Consider the following 15423-nt stretch of genomic DNA (forward strand, 5'->3'; position numbering starts at 1 on the left):
CGATCGGGCGGTCAGGACGTCGTGGGCGCGCGGTCTGGCTGCACACCCCTAGCCCACAGTTCCTCGGCGTGTTCCGCAAATCGGTCGAACATTCCGCCGGCGCTGTGTTTCCGGAGGTGCAGGAGCGGCGAGTCGTGCCCGACCAGCCGCGCAAGGTGCGGAGTGACCAGCGCTTGATTGTCAAAGCGGAACACAGACAGGGACACGTGGTTCACCGCGTCGTCCGGCGCGGAGAAGCGTGTCTCCAGGCCTTTGTGTGTGCCCAGCTTGGCAAGGTGCTCAAGGGTGATGCGGATACGTGTGGACACCGAGAGCGCCACGTCCTCGATCGCTTCCCGGTTGCGAGTGACCTCTCCGTCGGGGTCACCGAGGAGGAAACGTACGTGGCATCCGCCGTTGAGTTTCCTGCGCAGGGTGTCGACGAACGCGGGCTGGTCGAGCCAGAGGAAGTAGTTCGTGTATCCGGCGAAGAACAGCTCCTCGGAGGCGTCGGCGACCAACTCACCCCACACCGTGGAAGGGCAGGCCGATCGGTACGGATAGGAGTGGATGATTTCCCGGTCGCCGCCGGTCTTGAGTCGATCCTTCACCGCTTTCGGCCAGATCATTTCTTCGTCAACTCCCAACGCCTTGCAGGCGTCTTCCCGGTTCCTGGCGTGCGGGATGAGTTCGGCGTCCGCAACCCACCGTTCAACAGTCTTGCCGGACACGCCCACCCGGGATGCCAACTGCCGCGGCGACAAACCGGCCGTCTTCATAGCTGATCGTAACGCCGTGTTCAAGGCTTCTCCCTGGGACGTTTGGGCGTTCTTCCACGCTACCGCCGAGGTGTCCCAACTGTCCCTGAATCGGGCCAAGTACGTCCTTCATGGGTCGGCAGCATGGCCAGACGCAAGAGACCCCCGCGCCGCTGGAACGGCCGGGGGCATGGCCAACGCTGAGTAGGAGCGCCGACGATGACCTTCGTATCACAAGCCCTCGAATGGGTGAGAGCCCTGCTGCTGGGGCTGTGGAAGCCTGGCACACGCCTCCGGACCCTTGCGGCGCCCTCACGGCCGGTCGACCTCGTGACGGCTCCTGCGTATGTGGCGCAGCCGTCCCCGGAGACCTGGGGCGCCTTGCTCGTGCTCGCGCGTCTGCGGCGTGCCGGACGAGTCCCTGTCCCGCCGGACTCCCAGCGGCCACAGGATGAGACAGGTGCGCTGGTACGCGCCTACGTTCTCGCTCCCGGCGAACTCCGACAAGCGCTGTGGGCAGGTCAGTTCACGGAGGCAAGCCGATGAGCGGCGGAGAGGCCAGAGCAGCGACCAAGCGCGTCGAGCCGCCGATGCTGCGCGCCTACCGCCTGTGGTTCGAGCACACCAAGAAGTGCGTCGGCTGCAAGGGCGTTCCCAAGGCGCAGGACGGCTGCGAGACCGGGCGGGAGCTTTGGGGCGCGTACCGGCTCGCGCGGATCGGGAGGCCGTCATGAGCTGGGGGATCGAACGCGCTCCAGGAGGCCGTGTGCACCGCACTGGTGATGGCCGTTTGGCCGTTCCGCTACGGCTGTCCCGCAACGGGGAGCACGCGACGGACGCCGAGCTCGTGCTCTCCCTCGTCGACGCTGAGCACCTGCACGCGTCCCTGTGCCGTGCCCTCGATGGCCACCCGGCGCCTCCGTCCGTGCCGGACTGCCGCAGCGAAAGCGCAGTCGAGCCTGCCGACGCGCACCGGACCGACAGGGGGGTGCGGTGACCCGCTCGATCATCAAGGCAGCCGAATGGACGCTGGGGCCGGATGCTGGCGACGAGGTTCCGGAAACCGTCTATTCCGTGGTGTGCCTGTCCTGCGGCGCGGTGTCGCCGGCCATGGACGACGAGCGCCTGCCCGTTGAGGTCTGGGCGCTCAAACACACTGGCATGAACCCTGACCATCGGCGATTCAAGGCCAAGGCCGAGACGTTCTGGCGTGTGTCTCCAGCGGAGGGCAATCCCTACTGCGAGAAGGCAGCACAGAGCACCCAGACGCCCAGGTAAGCATCCGCACCACACCGATGACGGAACGGGCCGTCCCTGCCCCATCAAGCGGGGACGGCCTACGCGACGCTCCGTAGCTGCGCCAAGCAGCCTTCGCCCTGCCGAGAGACCAAGCCGGCACAGCCACGCCGACCGGTGCCGCTCGGTTAGCCACCCGAACGGCCACGCCACCAGGGCGACGATCCCGGAGAAGGCGAGACCGACGAGTTCCAGGAGAACGGTGGACACGACCGGCTCCGGCAACACCGGGTTCCACGGACGGCGCCGGATCGAGCCGTCCCCGCTGTTCTGCTCGTCGGCCACAGGGCAGATTAGCCGTGGACACGGCGAATGGTGCCTGCTGGCGCCTGACCGCACTGCATTGCACTGGCCCGCCCCGCAGCAGGTCGGCGTGGCACAGCGATCCCCCGGCGGCACCGGCCCCGCCCCCACCGGAGCCCCCGCCACCCGACGCTTCTCCCCAGCACTCCGGCTAGGCTCATGCCCGTACGACCTTGATCAGTGATCGGTGGTCGGGTGATCGATCGGGCTCGATCCGACAGGAGGCCGGGGATGACGGCGCCGGGGCGCAGGAGCAGCATGTTCTCGCGACTGCTGCGGCACGGTTTCACCGATCCGAGCGCCGCCGAGCGGCTGCTGGACAGTGAGGAGCTGTCGGCCGTACGGAACGATCCCGTGCTGTTGGACGCGCTGGGCGCCACCGCCGACCCGGATCTCGCGCTGCTGGGCCTCGTCCGGCTGCTGGAGGCGCAGCCGGACCGTACGGCACGGCGGGCGGTGCTGGACACGCTGATCGCGGCCAAGCCGCTGCGGGACCGGCTGCTGGGGGTGCTCGGCGCGTCCGCCGCGCTCGGGGATCACCTCGCCCGGCACGCGCGGGACTGGCAGGCGCTGGTGACGTACGAGCCGCAGGACCTGCACCCGGGGATCGAGGAGTTCGAGCGGGGGCTCGCCGAAGCCACCGACCCCGTCTCCCTCCGCGTCGCCTACCGGCGCTGTCTGCTCTCCATCGCCGCCCGTGACGTCTGCGGCACGACCGACGTCGCCCAGACCGCCGCGGAGCTCGCCGACCTCGCCACCGCCACACTCCGCGCCGCCCTCGCGATCGCCCGTGCCGCCGCGCCGGACGACGCGGCGCTGTGCCGGCTCGCGGTGATCGCGATGGGCAAGTGCGGAGGTCATGAGCTCAATTACGTCTCCGATGTCGATGTCATCTTCGTGGGGGAGACCGAGGACGGGGCCGACGAGCAGAAGGCGATCCGCGCCGCCACCCGCCTCGCCTCGCACCTGATGCGGATCTGCTCCGAGACGACCGTCGAGGGCAGCATCTGGCCCGTCGACGCCAATCTGCGGCCGGAGGGGCGCAACGGCCCGCTCGTACGGACACTGAGCAGCCATCTCGCCTACTACCAGCGGTGGGCGAAGACCTGGGAGTTCCAGGCGCTGCTCAAGGCCCGGCCGGTCGCGGGGGACCTCGAACTGGGCGCGGAGTACGTCGCCGCGCTCGAACCGCTCGTCTGGAAGGCCGCCGAGCGGGAGAACTTCGTCCCCGACGTGCAGCGCATGCGGCGCCGGGTCGTCGAGACCATCCCGGTCGCCGAGGTCGACCGGCAACTCAAGCTGGGGCCCGGCGGGTTGCGGGACGTCGAGTTCGCCGTGCAGCTGCTCCAGCTCGTGCACGGACGCGGGGACACCTCCCTGCGCAGCGGAACCACGCTCGACGCGCTGGGCGCGCTGGCCGCCGGCGGATATGTGGGACGGACGGACGCGGCCCAACTCGACGCCGCGTACCGCTTTCTGCGCTCCATGGAACACCGCATCCAGCTCTTCCGCCTGCGCCGCACCCACCTCGTCCCCGAGGACGAGAACGACCTGCGGCGCATCGGCCGTTCGCTGGGCCTGCGCATCGATCCGGTCGCCGAGCTGAACCGCGAGTGGCGGCGGCACGCGGCCGTCGTACGCCGTCTGCACGAGAAGCTCTTCTACCGCCCGCTCCTCGACGCCGTCGCCCAACTCGCCCCCGGTGAGACCAGGTTGAGCGCCGACGCGGCCCGCGAACGCCTCGTCGCCCTGGGCTACGCCGACCCGGCCGCCGCCCTCCGCCACCTGGAGGCCCTGGCCTCCGGCGTCTCCCGCAAGGCAGCCATCCAACGCACGCTCCTGCCCGTCCTGTTGGGCTGGTTCGCCGACTCCGCCAACCCCGACGCCGGGCTCCTCAACTTCCGCAAGGTCTCGGACGCCCTCGGCAGAACCCCTTGGTACCTACGGCTGTTGCGCGACGAAGGCGCCGCCGCCGAGAACCTCGCCCGGGTCCTGTCCGCCGGGCGCCTCGCCCCCGACCTCCTCATGCGCGCCCCCGAAGCCGTCTCCCTCCTCGGCGACGGGGACGGCGTCGCCGGTGGCGCCGGCGGGCTCGAACCCCGGACACGCGCCCACCTGGAGCAGGAGATACTCTCCGCGGTCGGCCGCGCCGACGGCGCCCAACAGGCCGTCACGGCCGCGCGCGGCGTCCGACGGCGCGAACTCTTCCGTACGGCCGCCATGGACATCGTCGGCTCCTACGGCACCGAGGCGTCCCCGGCCTCCCCCATTCTCGGCTTCGCTCGAACGGGGGGACCCCCATCCGACCAGGGCGCCCTCGTCGACCTCGTCGGCGGCGCGGTCTCGGACCTCACGGCAGCGACCCTCGCGGGCACGCTGCGGGCCGTGGTCCGCGAGGGCTGGGGCGACACCCTCCCCACCCGCTTCGCCGTCATCGGCATGGGCCGCTTCGGCGGCCACGAACTGGGCTACGGCTCCGACGCCGACGTCCTGTTCGTCCACGAGCCGCGGGAGGGCGCCGACGAACACGAGGCGGCCCGCGCCGCGAACACGGTCGTCTCCGAGATGCGCCGCCTGCTCCAGATCCCGAGCGCCGACCCGCCCCTCCTCATCGACGCCGACCTGCGGCCCGAGGGCAAGTCCGGGCCGCTCGTACGGACCCTGAAGTCGTACGAGGCCTACTACCGCCGGTGGTCCCTGGTGTGGGAGTCGCATGCTCTGCTGCGCGCCGAACCCGTCGCCGGGGACGAGGAGTTGGGCCGCCGCTTCATCGACCTCATCGATCCGCTGCGGTATCCGGCGGAAGGGCTCGGCGACGACGCCGCACGCGAGATCCGGCGCCTGAAGGCCCGCATGGAGACGGAGCGCATGCCGCGCGGCGCCGACCCGACGCTCCACACCAAGCTCGGACGCGGCGGCCTGTCCGACGTGGAGTGGACCGTCCAGCTCCTCCAACTCCGGTACGGCTGGCGCGAGTCGGGCCTGCGCACGACCCGCACCCGCGAGGCCCTGGCCGCGGCCCGCGCGGCCGAGCTGGTGAGCGCCGAGGACGCGGCCATACTGGACGAGGCCTGGGTACTGGCCACACGCGTACGCAACGCCGTGATGCTCGTACGAGGCCGGGCGGGCGACACGTTCCCGTCCGACGGCCGCGAACTCGCCGCCGTGGGACGGTACTTGGGGTACGGGCCCGGTCATGTGGGCGACATGCTCGACGACTACCGCCGCATCACGCGGCGGGCGCGGGCCGTGGTGGACGAGTTGTTCTACGGGGCGTGACGCGGTCACCGACCGTGCGGCCGGCGCCCCGGCCCACGGCCCTTCACCGCCGCATGGCCGGCCCACCGGTCCCAGCCGCAGCCGGCCTGAGCCACCCCCGCCCCGACGCCCCGCGAGGCCGGGTCAGGGCCACGCCCGTCAGGACCACGACCATCCCCGCGATCACCCGGAGCCCGACCCGTTCGTCGAGGAACAGCGCGCCCAGCGCGACCGACACCACCGGCAGCAGATAGCCCACCGTCGCCGCGCTCGTCGCCCCCTCGTCCGCGATCAGCCGGTAGTTGAGGTAGAAGGTCACGCCGGTACCGAAGATCCCCAGGACGGTCACCGCGACGACGGCGGTCATGTCCACCCCGGCCCCGCCGGAGCCCCCGGCGGGCAGCGCGAGGGCCGTCCAGCCCGTCGCCGCGAGGAGCTGCGCGGCGGAGACCGCCAGCGGGGCGTCCCGACCGGTCAGATGGCGGCCCATGTACGCGAAGGCCACCGCATAGCTGACCGCCGCCCCCAGCAGGATGAGCGCGCCCCCGGTCACCAGCCCCGCCCGCTGCCAGGGCGCGAAGATCAGCAGCACCCCGGCGAAGCCGGACAGGAGGCCGGCGAGGCGGGCGGGGGAGAGGGGCCGGTCCGTGCCGATGAGGAGGCCGAGGAGCAGAGACCACAGCGGTGTCGTGGCGTTGAGGACACCCGCCGTGCCCGAGTCGACCGTCTGCTCGCCGATGCTGAAGAGAGCGAACGGCAGGGCGTTGCAGAAGAAGGCCGCCACCAGCAGATGGGCCCACGTCCGCCGGTCGCGCGGCAGGCGCTGACGCGCGGCGAGGGCCAGCACCAGCAGCACCCCGGCACCCAGCGCGCACCGTACGACCGTGATCTGGAGCGGGGACAGGCCGTGATTGAGGGCGAGCTTGATCCAGAGGAAGCCGGAACCCCAGAGAAGGGCGAGCAGGGCCATACGGAGCGTGGACGCGAGAGGCATGGCTCAACCGTCGTGCACCAGCACAGGTAAGGACAAGCGAAGAATCACACACATACCTTTAAGCTGTACTACATGCTTGATGTGCGACGAATGCAGGTGCTCAGGACCGTCGTGACCAGCGGCTCCGTGACGGCGGCCGCGACCACCCTCGGCTACACCCCCTCCGCGATCAGCCAGCAGATCGCGGCACTGGAGAAGGAGGCCGGGATCGCACTGCTGGAGCGGGTCGGGCGCGGGGTCCGGCCCACGGCCGCCGGGCTGCTGCTCACCGAGTACGCCGACACGATCGGCCGGCAGGTCGCCGAGGCGGAGACCGCGCTGGCCGATCTGCGGACGGGACGGACAGGGCGGCTCGCCGTCCGGTACTTCGCCACGGCCGGCGCCCCACTGGTCGCCCCCGCCGTCGCCCGGCTGCGCGCCGAGCACCCCGGTGTCCAGGTCGAGCTGAAGCTCATCGACCCCGACGACCCGCTCCCGGCCGTGAAGGAGGGACGGGCCGACCTCGCACTCGTCGTACGGCCGCGCGGGGCAGACCCTGACGGCGTACGGCTGCTGCACCTGCTCGACGACACCTACTTCGCCGTACTGCCCGCCGCGCACCCCCTCGCCGACCGGGCCGCCCTCGAACTGGCCGACCTCGCCGACGAGCCCTGGGTCGGCAGCGAATGGCCCGGCCCCTGCCTGGACGCCCAGCTGGAGGCGTGTGCCGAGGCCGGTTTCAGGCCCCGGTTCGTGGTGGAGAGCGAGGACTACATCACCGCGCAGGGTTTCGTCGCCGCCGGCCTGGGTGTCGCCCTCGTCCCCCGGCTCGGCCTGGGCAGCCGCCACCCGGACGTCGCCGTACGCCGACTCACAGCACCGGAACCCCAGCGCTCCATCCACGCGGCCGTACGGGAGACGGCTCCGCCGCAACCCGCCCTCAGGACCTTCGTACGGGCGCTCCGGGACGCCGCCGAAGCCTCGGGCCCGCAGCAAGCGACCCCCGGCTGCGGCTCTATGTCTTGACCGGTGATGTCTTGACCGGTGCCAACTCCGGCACCCCACCGCTCCCCGCCACATACCGAGGCAGCGCGTACGGCAACGCGCCGTACCAGACCCAGGTCACTCCGAAGCCGAACGCGAGGCAGAGCATCCCGCCCACCGCGTCCAGCCAGAAGTGGTTGGCCGTCGCGACGATGACGACGAGCGTCAGCGTGGGGTAGAGCAGTCCCAGCACCCGCACCCACGGCACCGACGCCAGCGCGAAGATCGTCAACCCGCACCACAGCGACCAGCCGATGTGCATGGACGGCATGGCCGCGTACTGGTTCGACATGTTCTTCAGGTCGCCGGAGGCCATGGAGCCCCAGGTCTGGTGGACGACGACCGTGTCGACGAAGGTCTCGCTCGTCATCAGGCGGGGCGGGGCCAGCGGGTAGAAGTAGTAGCCGACCAGGGCGACCGCCGTTGTGGCGAAGAGCACCAGGCGCGTCGCCGCGTAACGGCCGGGATGACTACGGTAGAGCCACACGAGGACACTGAGCGTGACGATGAAGTGCAGTGTCGCGTAGTAGTAGTTCATGCCGACGATCAGCCATGTCACCGAGTTCACCGCGTGGTTGACGGTGTCCTCGACCGCGATCCCGAGGTGGTGCTCCACCTTCCAGATCCAGTCGGCGTTGCTGAGCGCCTGGGCCTTCTGCTCGGGGACCGCGTTGCGGATCAGCGAGTATGTCCAGTAACTCACCGCGATCAGCAGGATCTCGAACCAGAAACGTGGGCGACGCGGAGCCCTCAGCCGGTGCAGGAACACCTGCCCCTGCGCGCCCATGACGGGCCGCGGAGCGGCCTGCTCCCGGCCTTCCTCCAGTGTCGTCACGGTCGAGTCACCCATGGGCACAGAGTCTGCCAGATAAGCCGTTCCCCACCGATCATCCTCTGGTCGGGTTCACTGCGCACGTTCTTCGGGGTACCGCGGGGGGTCGTCTCCTACGCACGTATGGCATCGGCCTCCGCTTTCTCCCTCTCAGGTACGACTCCGGTCCCCAGGAGCCGAAGCGGTCGAACCCCGCACCACCAGCTCCGGCATGAACACGAACTCACTGTGCGGCGCCGGTGTCCCGCCGATCTCCTCCAGCAACGTACGCACCGCCGCCTGACCCATGGCCGGGACGGGCTTGCGGACCGTCGTCAGCGGGGGATCGGTGAAGGCGATCAAGGGGGAGTCGTCGAAGCCGACCACCGAGACGTCCCGCGGCACCTCAAGGCCCCGCTGCCGGGCCGCCCGGATCGCGCCGAGTGCCATCATGTCGCTCGCGCACACCACCGCCGTACAGTCCCGGTCGATGAGCGCCATGGCCGCCGCCTGGCCGCCCTCCAGGGTGTACAGGGAGTGCTGGACGAGATCGGACTCGACGTCCGCGGCGTTCAGGCCCAGCTGGTCCCGCATCGTGCGGACGAAGCCCTCGATCTTGCGCTGGACCGGGACGAAGCGCTTGGGGCCCAGGGCCAGACCTATCCTCGTGTGCCCCAGCGACACCAGATGCGTCACCGCGAGGGCCATCGCCGCGCGGTCGTCCGGGGAGATGAAGGGGGCCTGGACCTTCGGCGAGAAGCCGTCGACGAGGACGAACGGCACGCCCTGGGCGCGCAGTTGCTCGTAACGCTGCATGTCGGCGGAGGTGTCGGCGTGCAGACCGGAGACGAAGATGATGCCGGCGACCCCGCGGTCGACGAGCATCTCGGTCAGCTCGTCCTCGGTGGATCCCCCGGGGGTCTGCGTGGCGAGGACCGGGGTGTAGCCCTGCCGGGTCAGCGCCTGGCCGATGACCTGGGCCAGGGCCGGGAATATGGGGTTCTCCAGCTCCGGGGTTATCAGGCCCACCAGGCCCGCGCTGCGCTGACGCAGCCGTACGGGCCGCTCGTAGCCCAGGACGTCGAGGGCGGCCAGAACGGACTGGCGAGTGGTGGCGGCGACGCCCGGCTTCCCGTTCAGGACGCGGCTGACAGTCGCCTCGCTGACCCCCGCCTGGGCTGCGATGTCGGCAAGCCGTGTGGTCACAGGACTGGACTGTACCGGCCAGGTGTCCCCTTGCCCACCGGCCCGGCGGCGGGTGCGGGCGGGGGTGCGGCCCGCTGCGGGCTGCTGCGTCATCGCGGTCCCTCGTGATTCTGGTCGGTGTCCGTGGGGGCGCCCCTGCGCGGAAAGCGGAAACGGCTGGCTTCCGCGATCTGTAAGGCACTGACGGAGTGATGATTGCCGTACGCGTACCTCGTGGCAAGAGCTTGCAGAGTCTTTCATGGCCGCCCCCAAGCTCGCTGAGCGGCCTGGATGCGGGGTTTCAGGGTGGTCGAGAGCAGGTCACGACGGAGTAACCCTCACCGGTTCTTGCATTTTTTTGCAGCAAGGTCTTTCGTACGGCTTACATCGCTGTTACGTTCGGCGACGCCCGGCGGCGGCAACGGCGCGGTCGGCAACTCGGCAGGGGCGGCAGACGGGGCCCTCCCAGCACACGGGCTTTCACCCTCAAGGAGATCTCATGCGGCGTGGCATAGCGGCCACCGCGTTGGTGGCGTCGATCGCCCTCACGGCGACGGCCTGCGGCGGAAGCGACAGCGGCGACTCGGCCGACGGTCCGGTCACCATCACCTGGTGGGACACCTCCAACGCCACCAATGAGGCACCGACGTACAAGGCCTTGGTCGAGGAGTTCGAGGCGGCCAACAAGGACATCAAGGTCAAGTACGTCAACGTGCCCTTCGACCAGGCGCAGAACAAGTTCGACACCGCCGCCGGCGCCAGCGGGGCTCCGGACATCCTGCGCTCCGAGGTCGGCTGGACGCCCGCCTTCGCCAAGAAGGGCTTCTTCCTGCCGCTGGACGGCACCGAGGCCCTCGCGGACCAGGACACGTTCCAGCCCAGCCTGATCAAGCAGGCCCAGTACGACGGCAAGACCTACGGCGTCCCGTTCGTCACCGACACGCTCGCGCTGGTCTACAACAAGGATCTCTTCGAGAAGGCCGGCATCACCGAGGCCCCGAAGACCTGGGACGACCTGAAGAAGGCCGCCGCCACCATCAAGGACAAGACGGGTGCCGACGGCTACTGGGGCTCCACCCAGGCCTACTACGCCCAGTCGTTCCTGTACGGCGACGGCACCGACACCGTCGACGTCGCCGCCAAGAAGATCACGGTCAACTCCGCCGAGGCGAAGAAGGCGTACGGCACCTGGCTGGACCTCTTCGACGGCAAGGGCCTGCACAAGGCCGACACCACCGCCGACGCCTACGCCCACATCCAGGACGCCTTCGTCAACGGCAAGGTCGCCTCGATCATCCAGGGCCCGTGGGAGATCACGAACTTCTACAAGGGCAAGGCGTTCAAGGACAAGGCCAACCTCGGCATCGCCACGGTCCCGGCCGGTACCTCCGGCAAGGCGGGCGCCCCGACCGGCGGCCACAACCTCTCCGTCTACGCCGGCTCGGACAAGGCGCACCAGGAGGCGTCGCTGAAGTTCATCAACTTCATGACCTCGGCGAAGTCCCAGGAGACCATCGCCCTGAAGAACTCCACGCTGCCGACCCGCGACGACGCCTACACCGCCGAGGTCAAGGCCGACCCGGGCATCGCCGGCTACCAGACGGTCCTGGCCGCCGCCCAGCCGCGCCCCGAGCTGCCCGAGTACAGCTCCCTGTGGGGCCCGCTCGACACCGAGCTGCTCGCGATCGCCGGCGGCAAGGAGTCCCTCGACAAGGGCCTGAGCAACGCGGAGACCGCGATCGCCAAGCTGGTCCCGGACTACAGCAAGTGACCCCGCGTGGCCGCCGCATCCCCCTGCGTTCGGGGGAGGGATGCGGCGGTCACCGGCCTGTGTCTCCCCGCTCTCCCCGCTGTCCCAGTGATCTTCCAGAAGGTGTCGAACGATGACTGTCGCCATCGACCGAGCGACCGGCAAACGCCGAGGTGAACCGGGTGGGAGCCCGGGCCGCCCGGGCCGGCTGACGCGTCTGAAGCAGTCGTACCAGCGCTACTGGTACGCGTACGCGATGATCGCCCCGGTGGTCGTCGTGCTCGGCGTCCTGGTGCTGTATCCGCTGGCGCGCGGCTTCTACCTCACCCTCACCAACGCCAACAGCCTCAACTCGGCGCGCACGATCGGCGTCAACGAGATCGAGGCGACCTACGAGTTCATCGGCCTCGACAACTACGCCGACATCCTCTGGGGCCCCACCTCGTACGACCGCTTCTGGTCGCACTTCGTCTGGACGATCGTCTGGACGGCCCTCTGTGTCGCCCTGCACTACGTCATCGGCCTCGGCCTCGCGCTGCTGCTCAACCAGAAGCTGCGCGGCCGCACCTTCTACCGGCTGATCCTGGTCCTGCCGTGGGCGGTGCCCACCTTCGTCACCGTGTTCGGCTGGCGGTTCATGCTCGCCGACGGCGGCATCATCAACGCCGGCCTCGAAGCGCTGCACCTGCCGGCCCCGCTGTGGCTGGAGGACACCTTCTGGCAGCGGTTCGCCGCGATCATGGTCAACACGTGGTGCGGTGTGCCGTTCATGATGGTCTCGCTGCTGGGCGGCCTCCAGTCCATCGACTCCTCTCTCTACGAGGCCGCCGAGATGGACGGCGCGAGCGCCTGGCAGCGGTTCCGCTACGTCACCCTGCCGGGCCTGAGGTCCGTCAGCTCCACCGTCGTCCTCCTCGGCGTCATCTGGACGTTCAACCAGTTCGCCGTCATCTTCCTGCTGTTCGGCGACACCGCGCCCGAGGCGCAGATCCTCGTCACCTGGGCGTACTACCTCGGCTTCGGACAGCAGCCGCGTGACTTCGCGCAGTCGGCGGCCTACGGCATCCTGCTGCTGGCCATCCTGATCGTCTTCACCTCCGTCTACCGCCGCTGGCTGAACCGCGATGAGCAGCAGCTCGCGATCTGAGGCAGGAGCCCCCATGAGCACCACGACCGTCAAGACCACGGCTCCTGCGGACCGGCCGGTCGCGCCGGCCACCGTGTCCCGCGGGACACGCCGACGCGGCGAGAACAGCCTCGCCGGCTCCCTCGCCGCGCACGCGATCCTCATCGTGGCGAGCCTGGCCGCGCTCTTCCCGATCGCCTGGCTGCTGTTCCTGTCCCTCGGCCCGGACAAGGACGACTACCTGCATCCCGGGCGCATCTTCGGCAAGATGACGCTCGACAACTACTCGTTCGTCCTGAAGGAGACGCCGTTCTTCGACTGGCTCGTCAGTACGCTCGTCGTGTCGCTCGGCACCACCGTCATAGGGGTGCTGATCGCCGCGACCACCGGTTACGCGGTCTCGCGCATGCGCTTCCCGGGCTACCGCAAGTTCATGTGGGTGCTCCTGGTCACGCAGATGTTCCCGGTGGCCGTCCTGATGGTGCCGATGTACGAGATCCTGTCGGAGCTGAAGCTCATCGACAGCTACCTCGGACTCATCCTCGTCTACTGCTCGACGGCCGTGCCGTACTGCGCCTGGCTGCTCAAGGGCTACTTCGACACGATCCCCTTCGAGATCGACGAGGCGGGACGCGTCGACGGGCTGACCCCCTTCGGCACGTTCGCACGGCTGATCCTGCCGCTCGCCAAGCCGGGCCTCGCGGTCGCCGCGTTCTACAGCTTCATCACCGCGTTCGGGGAGGTCGCCTTCGCCTCGACGTTCATGCTGTCCGACACGAAGTACACCTTCGCGGTCGGCCTGCAGAGCTTCGTCAGCGAACACGACGCCCAGCGCAACCTGATGGCCGCCACCGCGGTACTGGTCGCGATCCCCGTCTCCGCGTTCTTCTACCTCGTGCAGAAGAACCTGGTGACCGGGCTGACGGCGGGCGGTACGAAGGGGTGACGCTCCGCTGGGAGGGCCGCGAGGGGCCGTCGGTCGTCTGCGGTTTCGTCGTGGCTGGTCGCGCAGTTCCCCGCGCCCCTGAGGGGGCGCCCGAAAACCCGAGGCGGTCGCGGTGGCCATCCGACCCCGCTGTCACCGCGGCCGTCTCGTCATCATCCGCCGCCGTACACACGTAAGTCCCCCATGACCCCGTTACATATCAAGGACGCCATGAGCCAGCAGCACTCCGCCGACACGGCCCCGACCTCCGCCGTCGCCACCGTCGCCCAGCGCAGCGACTGGTGGCGCGACGCGGTGATCTACCAGGTCTATCCGCGCAGCTTCGCCGACAGCAACGGCGACGGCATGGGCGACCTGGAGGGCGTACGTTCCCGACTCCCGTACCTGCGTGACCTGGGCGTGGACGCCGTCTGGCTGTCGCCCTTCTATGCCTCCCCGCAGGCCGACGCCGGCTACGACGTCGCCGACTACCGTGCGGTGGACCCGATGTTCGGGTCACTGCTGGACGCGGACGCCCTGATCCGCGACGCCCATGACCTGGGCCTCCGCATCATCGTCGACCTCGTCCCGAACCACTCCTCCGACCACCACGAGTGGTTCAAGCGAGCGGTGGCGGAAGGCCCGGGCTCCCCGCTGCGCGACCGCTACCACTTCCGCCCGGGCAAGGGCGCGAACGGCGAACTCCCCCCGAACGACTGGGAGTCCATCTTCGGCGGCCCGGCGTGGACGAGAGTCGCCGACGGCGAGTGGTACCTGCACCTCTTCGCCCCGGAGCAGCCCGACTTCAACTGGGACCACCCGGCGGTCGGCGACGAGTTCCGCTCGATCCTCCGCTTCTGGCTGGACATGGGCGTCGACGGCTTCCGCATCGACGTGGCCCACGGCCTGGTGAAGGCCGAGGGCCTCCCGGACCTGGGCGCCCACGACCAGGTGAAACTGCTGGGCAACGATGTCATGCCGTTCTTCGACCAGGACGGCGTCCACGCGATCTACCGCGAGTGGCGCCTGGTGCTGGACGAATACGCGGGCGACCGCATCTTCGTGGCGGAGGCGTGGACGCCGACGGTGGAGCGCACAGCGAACTACGTGCGTCCGGACGAATTGCACCAGGCCTTCAACTTCCAGTACCTGAGCACGGGTTGGGACGCCGCCGAACTGAAGGTGGTCATCGACCGCACCCTGGACGCGATGCGTCCGGTGGGCGCCCCGGCTACGTGGGTGCTGTCGAACCACGACGTGACCCGCCACGCGACCCGCTTCGCGAACGAACCGGGCCTGGGCACGCAGATCCGCCTGGCGGGCGACCGCGAACTGGGGCTGCGCCGTGCCCGCGCCGCCTCGCTGCTGATGCTGGCGCTCCCGGGCTCGGCGTACGTCTACCAGGGCGAGGAACTGGGCCTCCCCGACGTCGTCGACCTCCCCGACGACGTCCGCCAGGACCCGGCGTACTTCCGAGGCGCCGGCCAGGACGGCTTCCGCGACGGCTGCCGCGTCCCGATCCCGTGGACCCGCACGGGTTCCTCGTACGGCTTCGGCACGGGCGGCTCCTGGCTCCCGCAGCCGGCCGAGTGGGCCGAGCTGAGCGTCGAGGCCCAGACGGGTGCGGCGGGCTCGACTCTGGAGCTGTACCGCGGCGCGCTGGCGGTGCGCCGGGAGGAGCCCGGCCTCGGCGCGGGCGACTCGGTCGAGTGGCTGAAGGCCCCCGCGGGTGTCCTGGCCTTCCGCCGGGGGGACTTCGTATGCGTCGCGAACACGACCGGCGAGGCGGTCACGATCCCGGCGTACGGTCGGGTCCTGATCGCCAGCGGCGAGGTGACCGTGGCGGAGGATGAGGCGAAGCTGCCGGGGGACACGACGGTTTGGTGGACCACCGGTTGAGGATTCCGCGGGGACGGTGACCGCAGGGGGTGTCTGCGGCCGACCTTCAGGGCCCGCCGCCCGGTTCGGGGCGGCGGGCCCTGCTCTGTGGGTACTCCCCGGAGGCTGACGGGGTG

At 69.9% G+C, this 15423-nt stretch carries 12 protein-coding genes; 8 read left to right on the top strand and 4 right to left on the bottom strand.

Features of this window, described 5'->3' with window-relative positions; genetic code table 11:
- Nucleotides 1-11 precede the first annotated feature (11 nt).
- Entirely contained in the window at nucleotides 12-782 is a 771-nt protein-coding gene (locus tag JIX56_RS33755; protein WP_257546191.1) for a helix-turn-helix domain-containing protein, read from the bottom strand.
- Between the two features lie 497 nt (nucleotides 783-1279).
- Between JIX56_RS33755 and JIX56_RS33760 the strand changes: the two genes are divergently transcribed.
- The 3 genes from JIX56_RS33760 (at nucleotide 1280) to JIX56_RS33770 (ending at nucleotide 5615) form a co-directional block, all read left to right on the top strand.
- Complete coding sequence (locus JIX56_RS33760) at nucleotides 1280-1471, top strand: hypothetical protein (protein ID WP_257546192.1); 192 nt, start codon at nucleotides 1280-1282, stop codon at nucleotides 1469-1471.
- A gap of 259 nt (nucleotides 1472-1730) precedes the next feature.
- The gene (locus JIX56_RS33765) at nucleotides 1731-2015 is read left to right on the top strand and encodes a DUF7848 domain-containing protein (protein ID WP_257546194.1); all 285 of its coding nucleotides are present in this window, start codon (nucleotides 1731-1733) and stop codon (nucleotides 2013-2015) included.
- A gap of 552 nt (nucleotides 2016-2567) precedes the next feature.
- On the top strand, nucleotides 2568-5615 hold the full coding sequence (locus tag JIX56_RS33770; RefSeq protein WP_257546196.1) for a bifunctional [glutamine synthetase] adenylyltransferase/[glutamine synthetase]-adenylyl-L-tyrosine phosphorylase: 3048 nt from the start codon (nucleotides 2568-2570) through the stop codon (nucleotides 5613-5615).
- Nucleotides 5616-5658: 43 nt separating this feature from the next.
- On the opposite strand, the gene JIX56_RS33775 is transcribed toward JIX56_RS33770, so the two are convergent.
- Nucleotides 5659-6588, bottom strand: coding sequence for a DMT family transporter (locus JIX56_RS33775; protein WP_257546198.1), 930 nt, complete (start codon nucleotides 6586-6588; stop codon nucleotides 5659-5661).
- A 72-nt stretch (nucleotides 6589-6660) separates the two neighbouring features.
- Here JIX56_RS33775 and JIX56_RS33780 point away from each other — a divergent pair, with 72 nt between their 5' ends.
- Complete coding sequence (locus JIX56_RS33780) at nucleotides 6661-7593, top strand: LysR family transcriptional regulator (RefSeq protein ID WP_257546200.1); 933 nt, start codon at nucleotides 6661-6663, stop codon at nucleotides 7591-7593.
- Here JIX56_RS33780 and JIX56_RS33785 read toward each other — a convergent pair.
- Both JIX56_RS33785 and JIX56_RS33790 read right to left on the bottom strand, forming a co-directional pair.
- Complete coding sequence (locus JIX56_RS33785) at nucleotides 7583-8461, bottom strand: phosphatase PAP2 family protein (RefSeq protein WP_257546202.1); 879 nt, start codon at nucleotides 8459-8461, stop codon at nucleotides 7583-7585. The two genes, JIX56_RS33780 and JIX56_RS33785, sit on opposite strands and share 11 nt — an antisense overlap.
- Nucleotides 8462-8593: 132 nt before the next feature.
- A complete protein-coding gene (locus JIX56_RS33790) occupies nucleotides 8594-9628 on the bottom strand; it encodes a LacI family DNA-binding transcriptional regulator (RefSeq protein WP_306819896.1) in 1035 nt (344 codons plus the stop codon).
- Between the two features lie 478 nt (nucleotides 9629-10106).
- Here JIX56_RS33790 and JIX56_RS33795 point away from each other — a divergent pair, with 478 nt between their 5' ends.
- The 4 genes from JIX56_RS33795 to JIX56_RS33810 all read left to right on the top strand — a co-directional run bounded on the left by JIX56_RS33795 (nucleotide 10107) and on the right by JIX56_RS33810 (nucleotide 15307).
- On the top strand, nucleotides 10107-11378 hold the full coding sequence (locus JIX56_RS33795; RefSeq protein WP_257546206.1) for an extracellular solute-binding protein: 1272 nt from the start codon (nucleotides 10107-10109) through the stop codon (nucleotides 11376-11378).
- 112 nt (nucleotides 11379-11490) lie between these two features.
- Nucleotides 11491-12504 carry a carbohydrate ABC transporter permease gene (locus tag JIX56_RS33800; RefSeq protein WP_257546208.1) on the top strand — a complete coding sequence of 338 codons (1014 nt, stop codon included), beginning with the start codon at nucleotides 11491-11493 and terminating at the stop codon, nucleotides 12502-12504.
- A gap of 13 nt (nucleotides 12505-12517) precedes the next feature.
- Nucleotides 12518-13429, top strand: a complete 912-nt coding sequence (locus JIX56_RS33805) for a sugar ABC transporter permease (RefSeq protein WP_257546210.1) — start codon at nucleotides 12518-12520, stop codon at nucleotides 13427-13429.
- Between the two features lie 210 nt (nucleotides 13430-13639).
- Entirely contained in the window at nucleotides 13640-15307 is a 1668-nt protein-coding gene (locus JIX56_RS33810; protein ID WP_257546212.1) for a glycoside hydrolase family 13 protein, read from the top strand.
- Nucleotides 15308-15423 lie beyond the last annotated feature (116 nt).

Origin of the sequence: Streptomyces sp. CA-210063 (genome assembly GCF_024612015.1) — a bacterium.
GTDB lineage: Bacteria > Actinomycetota > Actinomycetes > Streptomycetales > Streptomycetaceae > Streptomyces.